9 protein-coding genes are annotated in these 20,055 nt (G+C 60.8%); all 9 read left to right on the top strand.

Annotated elements, in window-relative coordinates; genetic code table 11:
• Positions 1-2: 2 nt before the first annotated feature.
• The 9 genes from GXP39_11820 (at position 3) to GXP39_11780 (ending at position 19,952) form a co-directional block, all read left to right on the top strand.
• Entirely contained in the window at positions 3-1,241 is a 1,239-nt protein-coding gene (locus GXP39_11820; GenBank protein NOZ28722.1) for a glycosyltransferase, read from the top strand.
• A gap of 86 nt (positions 1,242-1,327) precedes the next feature.
• On the top strand, positions 1,328-2,653 hold the full coding sequence (locus GXP39_11815) for a glycosyltransferase family 39 protein (protein NOZ28721.1): 1,326 nt from the start codon (positions 1,328-1,330) through the stop codon (positions 2,651-2,653).
• A gap of 926 nt (positions 2,654-3,579) precedes the next feature.
• Positions 3,580-5,082 (top strand): PQQ-like beta-propeller repeat protein, encoded by a 1,503-nt coding sequence (locus tag GXP39_11810; GenBank protein NOZ28720.1) that lies wholly within the window; start codon positions 3,580-3,582, stop codon positions 5,080-5,082.
• Between the two features lie 8 nt (positions 5,083-5,090).
• Entirely contained in the window at positions 5,091-9,176 is a 4,086-nt protein-coding gene (locus tag GXP39_11805; protein NOZ28719.1) for a hypothetical protein, read from the top strand.
• A 61-nt stretch (positions 9,177-9,237) separates the two neighbouring features.
• Entirely contained in the window at positions 9,238-13,236 is a 3,999-nt protein-coding gene (locus tag GXP39_11800; GenBank protein ID NOZ28718.1) for a hypothetical protein, read from the top strand.
• Positions 13,237-14,162: 926 nt separating this feature from the next.
• Positions 14,163-16,514, top strand: coding sequence for a hypothetical protein (locus GXP39_11795; GenBank protein NOZ28717.1), 2,352 nt, complete (start codon positions 14,163-14,165; stop codon positions 16,512-16,514).
• 543 nt (positions 16,515-17,057) lie between these two features.
• Entirely contained in the window at positions 17,058-18,626 is a 1,569-nt protein-coding gene (locus tag GXP39_11790; GenBank protein NOZ28716.1) for a polysaccharide biosynthesis tyrosine autokinase, read from the top strand.
• Positions 18,627-18,741: 115 nt separating this feature from the next.
• On the top strand, positions 18,742-19,038 hold the full coding sequence (locus GXP39_11785) for a lasso peptide biosynthesis PqqD family chaperone (GenBank protein ID NOZ28715.1): 297 nt from the start codon (positions 18,742-18,744) through the stop codon (positions 19,036-19,038).
• Positions 19,039-19,064: 26 nt separating this feature from the next.
• A complete protein-coding gene (locus GXP39_11780) occupies positions 19,065-19,952 on the top strand; it encodes a serine kinase (protein ID NOZ28714.1) in 888 nt (295 codons plus the stop codon).
• The last annotated feature ends 103 nt before the right edge of the window (positions 19,953-20,055 follow it).

The following is a 20,055-nucleotide window of genomic DNA, read 5'->3' as shown; positions in this document are numbered from 1 at the left end:
GCATGGCGAGGGTGCTTTTCCTGACCCAGGTGCTGCCATACCCACTGAACGCCGGCCCCAAAGTGCGGGCCTATTACATGCTACGTTACCTGGCAGAGCAGCACCAGGTCACGCTGGTCTCCTTTATACGCCCAGATGACAGCCGGGAGGCCATTGAACACCTGGAGGGAATCTGTCACAGAGTATATACCGTCCTGATGCGTCGCTCCCTGTGGCGTAACATCCGGGCAGGGGTAAAAGGGCTTCTCACCGGGCTTCCCATGGTCGTGGCCCGGGATGAGATCGGGGAGATGAGAGCCACACTGCGTCAGGTGACGCAGATGGATACATATGACATCATTCACGCTGATCAGCTATCCATGGCAGCATATGGGCGGATCGCGGCGCGCAATGGGGCGCCGCGCACCCTTTTGGACGAGCATAACGCGGTCTATCTGCTCGCGCGCCGTATGGCGGATACGGAAACGAACGCGCTGCGACGCGTGATCGTGCATCGAGAGGCCGAGGCGTTCGCCCGCTATGAGGCCGCGATGTGCCGGGCGTACGATGCCGTGCTTACGGTGACGGAAGAGGACAAAGAGCACCTGCTCGCCCTTTATCCCCCCGAGCAACGGAGCGCCCTGGCGCAAAAGTTCACTGTCGTCCCGATTTGCATCGAACCGCGCCAAGTGCCCTTGATTGAACGCATCCCGGGCTCCGCGCCCACGATCGTACACATCGGCACCATGTTCTGGCCTCCAAATGTGCACGGCGTGCTCTGGTTCGCCCGTGAGGTGCTCCCACTTATCCACCAACAGATACCGGAGGCCAGGCTCGTGATCATCGGCAAGAAGCCTCCTCCCGAGGTCCAATCCCTGGCTACGGACCCTCGCATCGAGGTCACCGGCTACGTGGCCGATTTGACCCCCTTCCTAGCCCAAGCCGATGTCTTCATCGTGCCTGTTCACGCGGGCGGCGGCATGCGCGTGAAGATCCTGGATGCGTGGCTATGGGGCATTCCCATCGTCTCCACCACTGTGGGGGTTGAGGGGATTCGCGTGCGCACCGAAGAGAACATCCTGATCGCCGACCAAGCGGAGACCTTTGCCGCGGCCGTGACGCGTCTGATCACCGATGAGGAGCTCAATCGCAGACTACGCCGCAATGGCCGCGAGTGGGTAGAGCAGCATTACCACTGGCGATCCGTTTATCGGCAGGTCGATCGTATCTATAATCGTTTGATGAACACAATCCCATCGTGAACGCTATCCCATCTCGACCCGACTCACTTCCTCCATCTGGGGCAAGGCATGCCCCGCGCTCCTGGATTCCCCGCCTCCAGGCCCTCGTGGATCAGCACGAGAGCGCTCTGTTGATCGGCATCCTCCTGCTGTCGATATCTTTGCGCGTCCTCGTGGCATTTCTCCTCGGCAATGAAGTGGTGGTTCCACCGCTCTTAAAGGACCAGATCTCGTATCACTCCCTGGCGGTCCGGCTGATCACAGGACACGGCTTCAGCTTCGACCGCGGTTGGTATCCATTCACTCCTCCGGACACCCCCACGGCTCATTGGTCCTTCCTCTACTCCCTTTTCATCGCCGCCGTCTATTCCGTCTTTGGCGTCCACCCTCTGGCTGTCCGTCTGACGCAGGCGGTGCTGGCAGGAGCGCTGCTCCCCTGGATGCTATACCGCCTGGCAAAATGGATATTCGAAGGGGCATCCCCTGCGCTATCCCTCGTCACCGCCCTGTTGGCGGCCGTCTATGCCTATTTCGTCCTCTACGCCGCCACATTGATGACCGAGAGCCTCTACCTGATCGCCGTGGTCTGGTCGCTTGAGCGGACGCTGGCCCTGCGAGCGACGCTAGTTCAGAAAGGGCGTCTGCGAGCCCCCCGCCAGGGTCTCTATCTCGGCCTCAGCCTGGGCATCGCGACTTTGTTGCGCCAGTCCTTCTTGCCCTGGGTTCCCGTGCTATTCATCTGGCTACTCTGGCTGGGATGGCGCATGAAACGGCTACGGACGGTCGCTGTCACCCTCGCCATCGCTGCCCTGGTCTTGGCCCTATGCATCTTGCCCTTCACGATCCGAAATTATCGTGTCTACGGGCAATTCCTGCTGCTTAACTCCAACGCCGGGTACGCCATGTACTCCGCGCAACACCCTATGCACGGAACGCATTTCCAGGAGTTCGCTGCGGCTCCCATCCCGGAGGATCTGCGAGGACGGGGACTGAATGAGGCGCAACTCGATCGCGAGCTTATGCGTCGGGGCATCGGCTTTATACTCGCAGATCCCCGACGCTACGTGCTGCTCTGTCTGAGCCGGGTGGGCGATTACTTCAAGTTCTGGCCCGCGCCAGACACCACCCTGCTCCACAATATTGGGAGAGTTGGCTCCTTTGGCCTCCTCCTCCCCTTCATGCTTTATGGGCTCTGGCTGGGCCTGAGGCGAAACGGTCTATCCCGCGAGCCCAAAACATGGGTACAGTTCGCGACCACTCCCCCGGCCCTGATTCTGATCTTCGCCATATACTATTCCACGCTTCACATCCTCACCTGGGCTATGATCCGCTATCGGCTGCCGGTCGATGCGGTCCTGCTCCCCTTTGCAGCGTTGGCCTTGATCCACCTCGCTCAAAAAGGGCTCCAACGCTGGAGCCCATCCCAACCGTAGTTCCCCGCTCCGCCACATCCCCCATAGCGCGTCCTAAGAGTGTGCCTGAGAAATGTCATTGCTTCTGCTATGGGGAGGCCCAAGGGACAAAACCCCTTCGGAAAAAAGCCCTTCTCCCGCCTTCGACCTGCCCGGCCTCGCCCCAGCCCCTCGCGGAAAGGCCTGAGAAAGACAGGTAGGGGCCGGAAAAGTGGGGTTTTCGTGGAGGAGAGGTTCCCTCCACACCTCCCACTGTGGAGCTGATAGCTGGCGGTTATAAGATTCTCTCCCATACCCCACGCTCCAGCACGATGCGACCGCGACGGAAAGAGGCGTAGCCCAATCGGCTACGCCTCTTTCTGTAAGCACAGTGATCCATTGCAAAGAATCGAGAGAGGGAATGCGATCGCCATACCCCCGCCGTCCTAGAGAAGGCAGTGGCGGGATTATGAGATCCCCTCCGGCGGTAGCCGCCCTCACGAGTCAGGGCGTCAAAGCCCAGCTCCATCACCCTCCACAGGTCCCCCCGATCGCCCCCGCAACATGGAACTTCCACGCGCCTCCTCCCCTTTGACTCCTCCAAGAAAAGACCGTATGCTAGAGACCCATCTGCTAACATCCAACCGAATAGTGATCGGCGGGTTCCCGTAAGGCGACGGATCGCTTCCTTCCGCATCTTACCTGTGTACCCGGCCGTTTCTAAATCGAGGTGTGCAAGCCACCCTATTCGTCCCGCGAGGCCCCATCGGCAGCGAATCAAACGTCTCTGACGCCATTCTGGGTGTTCAGTACTAGCGACTAATCCACTCACTAGGACAAGAGAACCAGTCCCAATCACCACTAGTCGCTATTATCATTGCGTTGCATGGATGGCCTCGTCCACACATAAGTCTCGCGTAAAAAATCGGACGCCGGCCGAGAACTTTGTGGTACGAGGAGCACCGAAAATGAAACGATCCAAACGATCCGTTCTCCTGATCGTCCTGATTCTGACCTTGCTGACGATCACGCTCACGCAAGCGATCGCCAGCACAAGCACCACACAGGCCGTCGTCACCGCTCACGCAGAAGCCACCCCGACCGCCTCCGACGTCCCGGATACAAGCATCACCCAGATCGCGGCCCCGGGCGAGTGGCCCCAACTGCAACATGATCCACAACGCACGGGATACACACCGGAGACGGTAAATCCCCCCTTCCAGCTGGCCTGGTACCGTAACTTCCAGCCGGAACGGGTTAGCCCCAACGTGCAGGCCATCGTCTGTGACGGCAAGGTCTTCGTCCCGACGGAGGCTGGTAACCTCTACGCGCTCGACGCGACAAACGGACAGGAGCTCTGGCGATACAACGCCGGTAGCGCGGTTCTCCATACCGCTGCCTGTGAGGCCGGGAAAGTGATCATCGCGACCCTGGACGGGAGCGTGCATGCGGTCGCCACGGCAACGGGGGCCCTGGTATGGCGATTCCAGGCGGGAGGGCACACCGGATTCTCAAGCGCCCCTCTGATCGCCGAGAGCACCGTCTTCATAGGCGAACGAGCAGGCATCTTCTACGCATTGGACCTGGAGACGGGAAGTCAGAAATGGAGCTTCGACGCGGGAGCGCCTATCCTGAACACGGCCGCCTATAACAACGGCCGGGTCTACTTCTGCGACGAGGCGATGTACGTACACGCTTTGAACTCCCAGACGGGCGCGGAGGTGTGGAGAAGCGAGAAGCTGTATGGCCAAAGCTGCCGACAATATCACCCGGTCGTCTATCAGGGATATGTGATGATCCGTCCGATGATGACGCATACGACGAACATCATCGAGGGCATCGCCCCCTTCAACAGGACCTGGAACGCTGGGGAATACAGCTCTCGTATCCAGCAGTACAACGATTTCCTGTATGGCGGATCTCCCATGCCACAAGAGCTCCGTGACGCCCAGAGTAACGTGGTCCAATACTTCACGGACCATCCGTACGAGCAAAGTCTATTTATCCTCAATGAATCCGACGGGCGGCAAGCCTTTATCCCGCCGCACTTCCACGCGATGACCCTTCCCGGGCCACCGCCGCCTCCCGTGGCGGACGGGAAGGGAGGCGTGGTGATCCCCTGGATTTTCATCGGCTATGGATGGGGACGGCTGAACCTGCAGACACAGCTCATCGATGACATCATCCTGCCGCCGCCACCTTTCAGCGGTGGGAACGCCACGGAAAACGTGAATGCCAGCGTGGGAGGGGATCTCCTGTATCTCTTCCACACCCAGGAGGCAAACGCCCAGTGGACCGGCGTATTCGACTGGAGAACCAGACAGTTCTATCCGTTCTCCTCCAATGATGTACCTAGACGGTGGTGGCAGTTGACAGATAACGTGAACAACGCGAACAACAGCGTGTCGATCGCAAATGGATATTTCTACCATATCGTGTTTCATCAAATCGCGGCCTGGACGTCACAGTGAGGTGGACCATGATGGGAAAAACGAAGAAGGGGACCATCTGGCTCTTCTTGCTGGCGTTCATGGCGGGCTCCATTTTCTGGTATTTTCCGACAGGAAACGCCGTAACGCACGCGCAAGGATGGCCGGACTTCCAGGCGGACGGACAGGGGAAAGGCATCTTTAACGATCAGGCCGCAGGCCTGGGATTCCAAGTGCTCTTGCAGGATTGGCCCAGGTTGCAGAAGAACGCGCGCATATACGACACCATCGTTCCCTTCGGCACTACAGGAGCGCAGATTCCACCCCAAAATCCGCCGTTGGATTTTGGCACCATATACACGGGAGCCTCCTCATCCGGTTATACCGTGGTGGAAAACGACTGGTCACATGTCACTGTCGATTTCGCCTCCACATTGAGGCTCTACATCAGCCGTCTGACCCCCGCCCTGGTCGCGGAGACCACCTCACAGACGATCACGTTCTTCGGCGGAGGGGCTCCACAGCCCCGCTACTTCGCCACTCCGGATCGCGTGGTATCGCAATCTGAGATCGCGAATCTGCCGCTTGACGGTCTGAACAGTTCCTGGCTTCTCGTCTGGTTCGGCTCGGGCGCAGGATTCGAGTCAACGAACTTCCCTTGGAACTCACAGTTCGGCCTGCCCGTGCCCGTGTATGCTGTGGACTCACCAATTCTGTTCATCTTTGAGCGGTCTCCTGTAAGCATCACACCGCAATCGAGCGGGCTTGAAGTGCGATTCTCCTCACAGGCGGGCCGAATCGCCATCCTTCCCCTCTTTGGGGACAAATATCCGCTGGTCGGCGAGACGGATCAGTGGACTTCGGGGCTTCCTCAAAGCGTCATCGCGAGGGCAAACTGGTGGGCCGGGCACCTCGCAGAGGTCCCCGTCTCCGCTACGGAGACCTACGCCTACGACGAGACCACGGACACGATCACCGTCACGGGGCGTTTGAACTACGTCACGATCCGAAGCGGGGGTACAAGGCTGGCCCCCCTGCCCCCCATGCTCGCCCTGGCCAGGGAGGAAGGCTTCCCCATCCAGACCCCCACAGAGCCGGTCTCTACAAACCTGTTCACCGCGATCGGACCCTACGTGGGATTTGAGGGAGCCGACCAATACACGTACTCCGTGACAGGGCTCGGGAAATACGTCAAAGAGGCCAGAGTCACCAGCTCAGGGACGGGAGAGCCTTCCTGGATCGCGCAAAGGCTCCGCAACGAGACGCAGAAGGTGCTAGACGCGGGGCACCTCGCCCCCTGGTATCCAGCGACCAACGGCTTCGCGCTGTACTGGTTCCACAAGGGCCGACTCACGTGGGGTCACCCGGGCGAGACGCTGTTCTTCCTCAGCGAGGCCCTGCCCGTACTGGACAGCCAACAGAAAACGGCCCTCATCAATTACCTGACCCAAGAGCGCACGAACTATCCACCCGAATCGATCGCCGTCTTGAGGAGCGACGAGGGGAGCAGGCGAGAGCGCTGGAAAATCGATCAGGAGGAGATGCAGCAGGTCGTCCAGGCTCATAACACCTGCGTTGATCGGATCAATCATTACAAAGTCAACAACCTTATCCCAGAGGAGACCCTTTACTACCTCTCGGAATACGCGAGGGAGACCGGAGATACCTCCGTCGCACAGAATTGGTCTACCATCAGGACGATCCTCTACCCCTATCTCTATCAACAAGACTGGGCCACGCTTGGATGGTATCAATGGCCCAATGGCGATCTGAGAACATGCCCGGGGAATCGCACCGGCCTGTTCGATGGATGGGGAGGGATCATCGACGCGAACAAACACTTCGCGGGGCTCGTAGGCGCCCTCAGGCTGGCCTATCAGGCCAACGATGTCGAAGGGATCCCTCTGCTATGGGGCACATTTGCAAAAGCTGCCATCTTCCGATATGCCCTGGAGAGATACTCCTTCTATCTCCACAATCGCGACTTCATCGTTTTGCCCACGGAAAGCGGATGGCTTGATCAGTACGGCCGGGTCATGTATCGAAGATACGCGAACGGCCGCACCGTGCCCTTCGACCAGTACGGCAGAGCCGACTACATCGCGGGTCGCGCCGACTGGATGGTGCGATATCTCGAAAGAAGTTGGATCGGGCGCCTGTACACCTACAACTGGACGGGGCCGGAACACGACGTCCGCAGCGTGGCCAATCTGAACCAGTTCGGGGTCCGCTTCGATGACATCATCCATCCGGGGTACGGCCAGGGGGTGCTCCCCTATATCGGCCTGGTGCCGGAACTGGCCCGATTCCTCTCCGACCGGCCGGAGAGCCGCCTTTGGGCCCGCACATTCGTGGATCGGGTGGCCGAGAACATGCCCGACTGGTATCTCGCGTTCGGCCGACAAACGCTCGGGCAGGAGAACAATTACGCCATCCCTGAGATGTCCTATCAGATCTTCCTCGCCCGGGCCTGGATCCTCCACGAGTCTCCCGATGCGCTGGCCTCCTACCTGGATATCCCATGGATGGAGCGTGGCGACCTGTACTACATCCACAAGCTCGCGGAGACCATTAAAGCATATCGAGGCTACAGTTGGGTCACACTTCCCATCTTCAATGGCGTCAGCCTGCCCACGCCCACACCCACGCCTGTGCCGACGAATACGCCGACGCCCACGGCCACACCGACACCGCCGCCTACGCCCACACCAACGCCTACGCCAACACCTACGGACGTCCCGGTAACGCTTGCCATCGTACCGGCTTCCCTCACCGTTGCCACCGGCGAGGTATTCACCCTCACCGTGCAGATCCAGGCAGGCCCACAGCCCGTGGACGGCGCAGCGGCATTTCTGGACTTCGACCCTTCCATCCTGCGCGTGGTATCGATTACGCCCGGCACAACCCTGAGCACCATCATCCAGAACGACTTCGATAACGCGACCGGCCAGGTGAACTACGCCGCTGGGCTGCTGGGCAACACAGCCTCGGGCACCTTTACACTGGCACAGGTGGCCTTCCAGGCGATCCAGGAGGCGGCTTCTACAACCATCTCCTTCGCTACCCAGGCCCCGCGCCGCAGCGACATCACGCTGCAAGGGACCTCGGTTCTCCAGGCCGCCGAAGGGGCCACCATCACCGTCGCCACGGCCACCCTCCAGGGGCAGATCCAACTGCAAGGACGCCCGCCCGCCCCTCACGAGCGCTGGCGCGTCAACCTGTCCGTAAAGCTGACGATCCCTGGTGAAACCACACCGCGTTACACCTTCACGACCACCACCTCGGATCAGGGAGGCCTCACGATCGGCAGCATCTCGCCGGGAACCTACGAGATACGGGTCAAGAACACCCATACGTTGCAGAACCTGCTCACGGCCACCTTGAATCCGGGGGTAAACGTCTTGCATCTGGGCGAGCTGTCAGAAGGGGATGCCAACAACGACAACGCTGTGAACATCCTGGACTTCTCGCTCCTCGCAGGAGCCTTTGCCCAATGCCAGGGTGACACAGGATACAACAGCCAGGTCGACTTTAACGAGGATGGATGCACCAACCTGCTCGATTTCTCGCTGCTGGCCATGAACTTCGGAAAGACCGGTGATATCGTGGTGCAAAACTCCGGCAGTGGCCAGTCCGGTGCGACAGGGCAAGGCCGCTCGGCCGATCGGATGGATCTCCCGTCGCGAACGGCTCGCCTGTCCATCGTGCCGGACGCGCCATTCGCCTGGGTGGGGCAGACCATCGGGGCCACGATCGCTGTGGAGGCGAACGAGCAGCCGATCGATGGGGCAACGGCCTACATCCAGTTCGACCCCGACGTGCTCCAGGTGGAGTCTATCACACCCGGGGAAACGCTGAGCACGGTGATCCAGAGCGAGTTCGACAACACAGCCGGATGGGCGCGCTACGCGGCCGGCCTGCTAGGCGAACAGACATCCGGCCGGTTCGCTCTGGCGCATATCACATTCCGAGTGGTCGGTGAGGCCGCCGATACCGCCATCCGGCTCACAGCCACGGATTCCCACGAGACCGATGTAAGCTCGATGGGATGGTCCGTGCTGGCACAAGCCCAGGATGGCACCCTGACGACGGCTCAAATCCGATACCGATCCTACCTGCCCGCCATCGGGCGGTAACACGCAAAGCAACACCTTCAGGACAACCCAACGGAAGATCCTGAGGCGAGAGGTTCTTGAAATGAGACGAATACAGGTACTCACACTAGGAGTACTGATCATAGGTATCATCACCATGGGGCTGGTTGAGGCCGCTCCGGCGGCCCCTGCGCAGGACACGCCAACGAACGCCATCGCCGCAGGCCCCACCATCAGCACGGTCACCATTCAAACACCTGGCCCGATCGAGAAGTACGCCAAGTTCGAGATCTCTTTTGATATCACCAATACGACCGCCACGAACATGTACTTCCCGTATGACGAAAACACGCCTCCCGGGGTCGAGAGCGGGACCGGCATCACCGTGGACGCGCTATTCCTCGCCCCGGGGGAAACGAACTGGGCAAACGCCAGGGTCCTACCGTGCTTCTACTACCAACCGGTTGAAGAAGTGGGCAGCGGATCCAATATCGCCCTGCTGCCCGTAGGCGAACCGGAGTGGCGATGCCGATTCACACCGGACATCGTCGGCACCTGGCAATATAAGATCCGCGCCACCGACGCCGGCGGCACGACCGAGACGCCCACCTATGAGTTCACCTGCGTGGACTCCAACCGCAAGGGCTTCGTCCGTGTGAGCGCCACGGAGCCGCAATCCTTCGAGTTCTCCGACGGGTCGCCATTCCCCTATCCCCTGATCAACATCGAACAGGGAAACCCTTTCAACAGCCTGTATCGCATCCGGACGAACATCCGGAAGATGGGGGAGAACGGGATCAAATTCGTCCGTTGGTTCCCCACCGGCGAGGGGGCGAATTACTTCGTCATCCCCTTTGGCGATACCCTCCGCGTGTCCTGGAAGTTCGGAGCGTCGAACATCTTTACCGACGACGTGGATACGGCATCCGGCAAACGATTCAGTTTCCGCCCTTACTACTATAGCGGGCAAACCATCCCCGCCGTGCCGGGGGCGACGTACAGGCTGACCTTCCGGGCGAAAGTCACCGGAGAACGAGTGCTGCGCGCGGAGATCAACGGGACGAGGATCGACATCTGCTCCAGCACGAGCACCTATCACGAGTCGAACGGCAACAACGACTCCTGCGATTATAAGCAAGACGGATGGCACGACTATACGCTGACGTACACCAACACCGTGAACGCCCCTACGATCTCGGTCTACCTGCGAGGCCTATACGTCAGCACGGACGCCAAGAGCCCCTACAACAACGTGCAGCCCGGCAGCATCCGGATGCACTCCATCCGACTCCAACGGGACGAGACGGGGAACGGCGGATGGGGGCCCAACCTCCTCAGCCGGTCCGATCCCGACACCTACAATTATGTAGATCAGGTAGACGCGGCGAAGCTCGACGAGATCTTCCGACTCTCCGAGCAATATGGCGTCTACCATAAGCTTCCGCTCTTCCATAAGAACGATGCGGTGCTCAATCGCTTCCAGCCGGACGGGACGATCGGAGATCCCGCCTCGTACAGCAGGAACTTCTACTCGGCCGATGGGCAGGCATCTCGTTGGTATCAGCGGGCATATACGCGTTACTTCATCGCCCGATGGTCTTACTCAACAGCCCTACACTCCGTGGAGCTGGCCAACGAGAACCACTTGACCACGGAGAGCTACGAGGCGGGGTTTGCCTTCGCCGAATTCGTCCACCAGATATCCCCTCGCCCCCTCCTGGTGTCCAACTCCTTCTGGGGCTGGTTCGTCGAGAGCTTCTGGACCGATCCACAGCGAGGGCACCTGCTGGACTATGCGGATAAACATTGGTACGCCAATGAGACCGGGGCGTCCTGCAACGATAGCGGATCATCCTGTGAGCTGATCAGCAACGTATGGACGGATTCCGCCGCATACGTACGGGAATGCTGGCAGAGATTCCGAGAATACAAGCAACAGTTCAACTACAACAAGCCGATCCTGCGCGGGGAGGGAGGGGTCGCACAATCCAGCACCCAACCCCAGCATCCCGATCTCTCCTCCGACACGCCGCAGGGGAGCTATGAGCATAAGGTCGTTTATTACCACAAGAAGCTATGGGCCCATGTGGGATCGCTCGGATATACATGCGACGGCGAGTGGTACCCGCGGCTCTTCCTGTCCACGAACACCGGCGAGAATGAGGCACTTTGGGCCATCTACGGCACCTATGAGCGCTTCATGCAAGGGGAGCCGCTGAACAACGGGAGCTACGAAGAGATCGGCACGGACCTGCAAGGAAGCGCCCAGGTACTGGTGACGGGGGATCCCACGGGCAGGCTGCGCGCATGGGGCGTGCGAGACGCCCAGACGGGTCGCGTGCTGCTCTGGATCGACAATGCCAATCACACATGGCGGAACGTGGCAAACGGGGCCTCGATCTCCCCTGTGAGCGGCGATCTGACGATCCAGGGGTTGCCGCAGGGCACTTACACGGCCGAGTGGTGGGACACATACACCGGCACAGTGACGGGCACAAGCACCTACACCGTGGGCGCCGATGGAACGCTCTCCTTCACCGTCAACGCCCTGGGGACAGACATGGCGGTGAAGATCTACCGATCGACCTCGGCGATCTCCACCCCTACTCCTACACCGACGGCGACCCCGACGTCAACGCCGACGCCCACGCCTACCTCCACGCCCACTTCGCCCCCCACCCCAACGCCTGTTCCTACATCCACGCCTACACCCACGCCCACGCCTACGATCGACGGCTCCCAGGTCGCCCTTATCGTCACACCGACGAGCCTCACCGTGACCGCGGGGGAGACGTTCACCCTCACCGTGCAGGTCCGAGCCAACGCCCAACTCGTGGACGGCGCCGCCGCTTACCTGGATTTCGATCCCGCCGTGCTCCAGGTGGTATCCATCACTCCTGGATCCACCCTCAACACCACCATTCAGAATGACTTCGACAACGCCAACGGCCGGATCAACTACGCCGCCGGGCTCCTGGGCAGCACCACATCCGGTACCTTCACCCTGGCACAGATCGCCTTCCAGGCCACCAGCGGGACAACGGGGACATCCATCACCTTCTCCACCCAAGACCCCCGCCGCAGCGACATCACACTGCACGGCAGTTCCGTCCTCCAGCGCACGGCGGGCGCAACCATCGCCATCGGCGATGCCACCCTCCAGGGGCAGATACAGCTGCAAGGCCGCCCACCCGCCCCTCATGAGCGCTGGCGTGCCCATCTCTCCATCAGCCTCACCGTCCCAGGGGAGTCCAGCCCTCGTTACACCTTCGCTTCCACCGCCTCCGATCGAGGCCAGCTCACCCTGACGGGTTTGCTTCCGGGCACCTACGACATACGGGTGAAGAATCGCCACACCCTGCGGAACCGGCGTGTGGTCACGCTCACCAGCGGGGTGAACCTCGTATACCTGGGTGAGCTACAAGAGGGAGATATCAACGATGACAACGCGATCGACATCCTGGACTTCTCCCTCCTGGCCGCCGCCTTCGCAAAATGTCAGAACGTGTCCGGGTTCGACGATCGAGCGGATCTCAACGAGGACGCTTGCGTGGACTTGCTGGACTTCTCGCTTTTGGCGATGAACTTCGGCGAATCCGGCGATCAGCTCGTGGAGGATGTGGGCAGCGGACAGACGAGCATTCCCGAACCCAGCGTAACCCTGGCGGCGATCCCCACGGTCCGCCATCTGGTGGCCGGGCAGGTCTTCGACCTCATCCTCCAGGTGCAGGCTGGCGCCCAGCCGGTGGATGCGGCAGCAGCCTATCTCGTCTTCGACCCCAGCGCTCTACGCGTCCTGTCGGTCACGCCGGGCACCGCCCTCGGCACGATCCTCCAGAACGAGTTCGACAACGCCGATGGGCGCGTACACTACGCCGCCGGGCTCCTGGACAGCACCGCCTCCGGCACCTTCACCCTGGCGCGTATCACCTTCCAGGTGATTCAGGCCACGCCGGATATGAGGATCACCCTGAGCTCCTTCAAACCATATCGCAGCGACGTGACCTATCAGGGACGCTCCGTACTGGCACGGGCCCAAGAGATCCGCCTGACGGCCATGCGGGCCCGATACCGGTCCTATCTCCCGGCGGTCCAAAACTGACCGTCCTTGTCAGGTGCTTTCGGGGAGTTGTCTGAGAACGTCCACCAGACAACTCCCCTTCCCCCACTCCCCACATCACTTTTACCAAGGTGGACTTGACATAGTGCCGCACTGTAAGCGAATTGAAAGCTGGCGGATACCAGCAGGCCAGAGTCCGTCTCGCGAAATGCGTATAATGACATAATGGGCGAGGAAAGAGCGGCGCCACGCGTGCGCGTGGCGCCGGTGAAACAAGACATCGCCATAAGCGGGGCATGCTCGCGCTTCCTAAGCGCAACCCAGGGCGAAGCCGTTCTCAAAAGGGCCAGGCCCGGATCGCCCCGGAGATGGCAAATCGCATCTTTCTCGATCTTCTGACGTCTACTTTTATGGAACAGGCCCGATCCCCGGCAGGGAGGCTACTGCAATGGCTCTGGGCCTGGATATAGAAGTATAAAACGAGAGGGATCGGCCTGAGCACCGATCCCTCTCGTCTCTCTCAAGACACAGCCATGAACACTGCGTTGTGTTCCTATCAGGGCTGAAGTTGATGAGCATGCATCGTTATGTGAAGGTTTAGAATACCCGGTAACGAGCGATATCGCTCAATTTGCGCCGCGGACTTGCTACGGCACAGCATCATCGCTATTCAACGACCACCGTGGGAGTCGATGGCACGACAGGCAGGCCAGCCGGCGCAGCCGCGGGCTGAACGTCGCAGCCAGATGCGGCTTCTGCCCGGCTGATGTCGGATGACAACATGCAAGCCGAGACTGCAAATGATGCCAGAAACAGGGTGGGAAGCGTGAACAAGAGGATCCATAAGATCATGACGAAGCTCCTTCATTCTTTCAACTCTCACTACCAAGATAACGCTTTCTCACCGATTATGGACTAGGCCAGGAGTACTACAGTCCAGACAGGCGCTGTCGTGGAGATATATAGATATGCCTCGAATCGCTCCATCCACCTGTCCCCATTTGGGGCTGGTATCTGATCGAACGCTGGCGTGGGCCGCACCGGATGCGGCGCATCGCTGCTATGCACAGACACCTCCCGGGACACCGGATGAATCGCACCAGCAGGCTTACTGTCTGGCGCGAGCTCATACCGATTGCCCGTACTATGTTTCGCCAGAGGAGATCAACCCGCAGACGCCTCCTACCCGACGCCGTCCCCAGGCGTTCACCTTCCTCGCCGCCCTTCTGGCGGTTTTCATAGCTGCCGCTGTCCTGGTCTACGGACAAGGATGGGCGACGCCCGGGCTGACCGCCCTTCTACCAACGGCAACGCCCGCCATCACCACGGTTCCCATCACACCTATGGGGCCATCCTCCTCCAATCCAGCTCAGGCCGCTACGCCAACGCCGGTTGAAGTCCCGCCCACTCCTACATTCACGCCAACATCCACGCCCACCTTCACTTCCACAGCCACCCGGCCCACCACACCTACACCCGAACCCGGCGGCCAGATCCTGAGCATCACCCCCCGGTCGGGAGACGTGGGTTGGTGGGCCAGCAACGATCGTCGGCACAACCACCTGGGCGACTCCTTCCTTTATGCCGGATACTTCGACGGCCAGGTCTTCGTCTCCGCGATTCGCTTCGACTTGAGTCGCGTGCCGCGCGGGGCGCCCATTCACGGCGGGATCCTGCAATTGACCGGGTTGCAAGCGGACAGGCTGGACAGGGGAGCTCCCGGCACATGGTCCGTGCAGATGCTGGCCGTTGATGCCCTGGCGGACTTCGCCCGCGCGGACTTCCAGGAGTTATTCAACGCTCCCGCCGCCGTTACGCTATTTCCTTCTCTCGAACCCAAGGACCTGAAGGTCGGGAAAATCAATAGCTGGTCGCTTGACCGCTCGACCGTTCAGTGGCTGGAACAGCAAATTGCAGATGGCGCCACCGAGGTGATCGTCAGGATCATCGGGCCAACCGGTGGACAGGACACCCTTTTCGCCTGGGACAGCGGCGCGGGACCGGCCAGTCTGGGTGAGGCACCACGGCTCATACTCAACCTGGGACCCGCACCGGCCACTCCACCGCCGCTTCCCACCCTACCCGTGATCGTGGCCACGCTTACTCCCACACCAGCCAACGTGCTGACGGCGGCCGCGCGAGCGCTAACGGCCACCGCTGTCGCCGTGACCACAGGAACCTATACGCCTGTCCCGGGGAACATCGTCACACCCACCCCGATCCCGGCCAACCTGGCCACAGCCCAGGCCCTGGCCTGGATCCAGGGATTACCTCCCATCGTGCCCAGCACGCCCACGCCCGCCAATGCCGCCACGGCGACCGCCTACGCGGCTCGCGCTACCGCCATCGCGATCACAACGGGCACCTTCACGCCGACGCCGGAGGGGGCGGTCACGCCGGTGATCATTCTGCCCACGCCCGTGCCACAGAACGCGCTTACAGCGGCAGCCCAGCTGGTGACAGCCACGGCCAGGGCCAAGCGATTTGGCACGCCGACGCCGCTGCCCTACAACGCGGTGATCGCGACGCCCACACCGACGCTCTTCGTCATCACCAGCACGCCCACGCCCGCCAACGCCGCCACAGCCCGGGCGATCGCGGCCTACGCCACGGCGGTCGCCATGACCACGGGCACGTTCACCCCCCTGCCGCCCAACGCGGCGACGGCGACTCCCCTGCCCCTGCTGTTATACCTGGACAGGTTGACGCCGACCCCGCCACCGACGCCGACGGCCACGATTCCGGCCACCATGCCACGCGAATTGGTCGGCAAGATTCTGTTCTTCAGCGACCGCGCCGGCGAACCTCGGATCTTCGCCCTGGATCCCGCCACGGGGAGACTAGCCTATCTCACCCAGGGATGGCTTTACCAAGCCGCCCGGGCCCAAGAGTTCCGATCACCGGACGGTCGCTTCACGCTCCTGGTGCAGGAGCGCCTGGTGGAGGACAGCCGCGTGCCGCAGGTGTACATACGGGACAACCAGTTCAACACGACGCGCCAGCTGACTTTTACCACTGGATGGAGCTACGACCCCGTATGGTCACCGCTCGGCGACCGCATCGCCTTCGTCTCCACGGAGCCCGGCAACGACGAGATTTACACCATCCGCCCGGATGGAAGCGACTTGCGCCGTCTAACGGTGAACAGCTGGGAGTGGGACAAGCACCCCTCCTGGTCACCCGACGGCACCCAAATCGTCTTCTGGTCCAACCGGGAAACGGGGCGGCGCCAACTATGGATAATGAACGCGGACGGAAGCAACCAGCGCCGGCTGCTTGACTCCCCCTACAACGATTGGGACCCGGTCTGGGTCAAATAAGCCCCCTTGGGGCCAAGCCAAGAAGGAGCGAGAGCAGAGCAATTTGCCCACTACCCTTCAAACCGGTATACTTTCAAGCGATATATGCATATTTCGAGGCCTATATCCGGAATCCATGCTCGCCTTGCCATGAAGTCTCGTCACCAGAACGGAAAGTTAGGCGACCATATGATACTTGTCGGCAACATCACACGGAAACGTGAGGTATAGAAGAGGATACTCATCCCTAAGAGCGTGTCTGAGAAATGCCATTGCTTCTGCTATGGGGATCCCCTCCGGAAAAGCCTTTCTTCCGCCTTCGACCTATCCGGCCTCGACCCAGGCCTCTGTGGAAAGAGCCGGGAAGGGCAGTGCAGGCCGGAAAAGCGGGGTTTCCGTGGAGGGGAGATCCCCTTCCACACCTCCCCCTGTGGAGCTGATAGCTGAGGGAGCCCCTCAGACACCTGACCGGTAAATTCTCAGGCATATGCGCCGATCCTTATGTCTTATTCGTGATAGATAAAAACGATGACCAATGCTCACGCCCCCTCGACGGGTGATTCTATGGAATTGAAAGAGTATATTGCCCCCCTGCTCAAATGGTGGTGGCTGATCGTAGCGGCTACCCTTGTGGCCACGATCTCCAGCTATATGGCCACAAAACAACAGCCGCCGGTTTACCGTGCGCGCACCACCCTGATGGTGGGGCGTCCTATCCAGGATCCCAACCCGAGCAGCAACGAGCTGTATCTGACCCGACAACTGGCGGCAGCCTACGCAGATATCGCCCAGCGCGAGCCGATCCGCAACGCGACCATGAAGGCGTTGGGGCTGCCCTGGCTGCCGGAGTATCACGTGCGAGCCATTCCCAACACGAACCTGCTGGAGATTACCGTCATCGACATCAGCCCGGAACGGGCCCAGGCGGTGGCCAGCGAACTGGCCAACCAGCTGGTTCGGATGAGCCCGACCAACTCCAACGGGGTTATCGAGGAACATCGCGAGTTCATCAATCAACAACTCACCAAGATCGAAGCGGCTATCGCCGAGACTGAAGCGGAGCTCACCAAACGGCAGGACGAGCTGGCCCAGGCGTTCAGCGCTCGCCAGATCGCTGACCTTGAAGGACAGATCACGGCCCTGCAGAACAAGCTCAACACGCTGCGCCGCACGTACGCGGACTTGCTGGCACAGCTTCCCAGCGGCGCCACAAACGCCATCAGCATCCTGGAGCCGGCCTCGCTACCCACACGACCTATCGGCCCTAACAAGAAGGCGACCATCCTGATGGCAGCGGCCCTCGGCTTCGTTCTGGCCGCGGGAGCCGCCTATCTGCTCGAATACCTGGATGACACGCTGAAGAACGCCGAGGATGTGAAGAAGACCCTCGGGCTCGCGACGCTGGCCATGGTCCCCAAGATGAAGCATAACGCCTCACTTGAGGATCAGCTGCCCCTGCTATCCAACGGGCAATCGGCCATCGCGGAATCCTATCGCGTGCTGCGCACGAACCTGCAATTCATGGCTGTGAGCCAGCCACTGCGCTCGCTATTGATCACGAGCCCTCTCCCCACGGAGGGCAAATCCCTCACCGTAGCCAACCTGGGCATCGCGCTGGCCCAATCTGGCCGGAGGGTCATCCTCATCGACGCGGATCTGCACCGACCGCAACTGCATCGCCTCTTCGGATTGCGGAATAACGTCGGGGTGACCAGCATGTTGCTCGATGACCAGCCGCGTCTGGACGACGCTCTGAGGGAGACCGCCGTGCCCGGGCTGTGGGTTCTTACGTCGGGGCCGCTTCCCCCCAATCCCGCCGAGCTACTCGACTCGGAGCGCATGCAACGCTTACTGGAACAGCTCCGTGATCAAGCGGACATCCTGCTGCTGGACAGCCCGCCTGTCACGGCTCTATCGGATGCGATCATCCTGGCCACCCGTGTCGACGGCGTGCTGCTGGTGTTGGACGCAGGCGTGACCCGCCGGGATGCGGCGAGAAAGGCGACGGAGAGCTTGAGCCAGGTCAACGCCCGGGTGATCGGGGCGCTGTTGAACCGCGTGCCGCCGCGCGAGATCGGATATGGCTACTACTATTACAGCCACGATGGAACCAAGAGGCACGACACGGAATAGCAGCAAGAGGTCCTCGGAAATATGAGGCAGGCCTTCCTGGTGCGAGCCACAGAACACACCAGAACCGGCTGAAAAACCAGACATCCCCAGCATATATAGAGAGAGCACGACAACTATGAGCCCGATGATCACAGAACGATCTATCATCACGGCAGCCCAGGATCAAGTCTCCGTCGATCTGGACGGGGAGGTCGTCATCCTGAACCTTAAGGATGGGGTGTACTATGGCCTGGAGACCGTGGGAGCTCGCGTCTGGGAGCTGATTCAAGAGCCCAAGACGCTGAAGGAAATCCTGGAGACCCTTCTCCAAGAGTACGACGTTGAACCAGATCGCTGTGCTCGCGAACTGCAAGCGCTGCTCGAGGACCTCGCGGCGAAGGAGCTGATAGAGGTCCGAGAGGATACCCTCTAGCTGACACCAGAAAGGTCTTAATCCCCATGTTCTCCTACTTTGCGTACGGCCTGGGCATCCAGTCCGATCTGCCATTGCCTGAGTTGATACCCGCCCAGGCCGGCGATGATGTCGTGATTCGGCTACAAGGCGATGATGGGATCCCCTCCGAGGTAGCCGGCCAGGAGTGGTATTGGAGGATCTCCAGCGACGACGCCGTCCTCTCCCTCAAAGATGTGGGAGTTTTCCTGATCCGGGAGGGACGGGAGATCATCGTGATCCCGGCGCCCGGGGCGGAGGAAAGCCTGCTCCGGCTTTATCTGGTAGGGAACATCATGGCCATCCTGCTCTACCAAAGGGGGCTGCTGGTGCTGCACGCCAGCGCGGTGGAGGTGGACGGGCACGCCGTGGCCTTCCTGGGAGGATCGGGGGCGGGCAAATCATCCATGGCAGCCGCACTTTGCGCTCGTGGGCACGCCATCATCGCTGACGATGTAACCGCGGTGAAGGTGGAACCCAAGGCTTCTCTGGTATTCCCCGGATTCCCTCAACTCAAGCTCAGCGAGGAGGCGGCAGCAGCGTTGGGATACGATGCCAACTCGTTATTCCTGCTCCATCCAGAGGAGGAGAAGCTGGGCTGTCGCGTGGCGGAGCGATTCTCCCAGGTCACACGACCGCTCGAGCGGATCTACGTGCTCGCTCAAGATGCCCCCCAGACGATTGAGCCGATCCGCCCTCAGGAAGCCGTCATCGAGCTGATCCGCCACACCTACCCCACCCGGTTGCTCCAGGATGGAGGAGCATCCCATTTCCTGCAGTGCGGCCATCTGGCAAAGCAGGTGCCCTTCTACCGGATCACGCGGCCTCTCTCCCTCCCCTCGTTGCCTGAACTCGCCACCCAGGTGGAGGAGCACATCCTCCAAGGCACGCGATAAGCGGCCCGCATGAACGGCATGGGCGCATGAGCGGCATCGTCGGCGTGTGGTTCCTGGACGGACAACCCGTCAACCCTGATCTCCTAAACCGCCTGACCTCTTC

It is taken from the genome of Chloroflexota bacterium (genome assembly GCA_013152435.1).
GTDB lineage: Bacteria > Chloroflexota > Anaerolineae > DUEN01 > DUEN01 > DUEN01.
This window is presented reverse-complemented; position numbering and strand designations above follow the sequence as displayed.

What these genes read in the sequence shown, in the direction of transcription:
- GXP39_11795 (NOZ28717.1), top strand. Translation starts at nt 14,163, where the DNA reads ATGCCTCGAATCGCTCCATCCACCTGTCCCCATTTGGGGCTGGTATCT.
- GXP39_11780 (NOZ28714.1), top strand. Translation starts at nt 19,065, where the DNA reads ATGTTCTCCTACTTTGCGTACGGCCTGGGCATCCAGTCCGATCTGCCA.
- GXP39_11800 (NOZ28718.1), top strand. Translation starts at nt 9,238, where the DNA reads ATGAGACGAATACAGGTACTCACACTAGGAGTACTGATCATAGGTATC.
- GXP39_11805 (NOZ28719.1), top strand. Translation starts at nt 5,091, where the DNA reads ATGATGGGAAAAACGAAGAAGGGGACCATCTGGCTCTTCTTGCTGGCG.
- GXP39_11810 (NOZ28720.1), top strand. Translation starts at nt 3,580, where the DNA reads ATGAAACGATCCAAACGATCCGTTCTCCTGATCGTCCTGATTCTGACC.
- GXP39_11820 (NOZ28722.1), top strand. Translation starts at nt 3, where the DNA reads ATGGCGAGGGTGCTTTTCCTGACCCAGGTGCTGCCATACCCACTGAAC.
- GXP39_11785 (NOZ28715.1), top strand. Translation starts at nt 18,742, where the DNA reads ATGAGCCCGATGATCACAGAACGATCTATCATCACGGCAGCCCAGGAT.
- GXP39_11790 (NOZ28716.1), top strand. Translation starts at nt 17,058, where the DNA reads ATGGAATTGAAAGAGTATATTGCCCCCCTGCTCAAATGGTGGTGGCTG.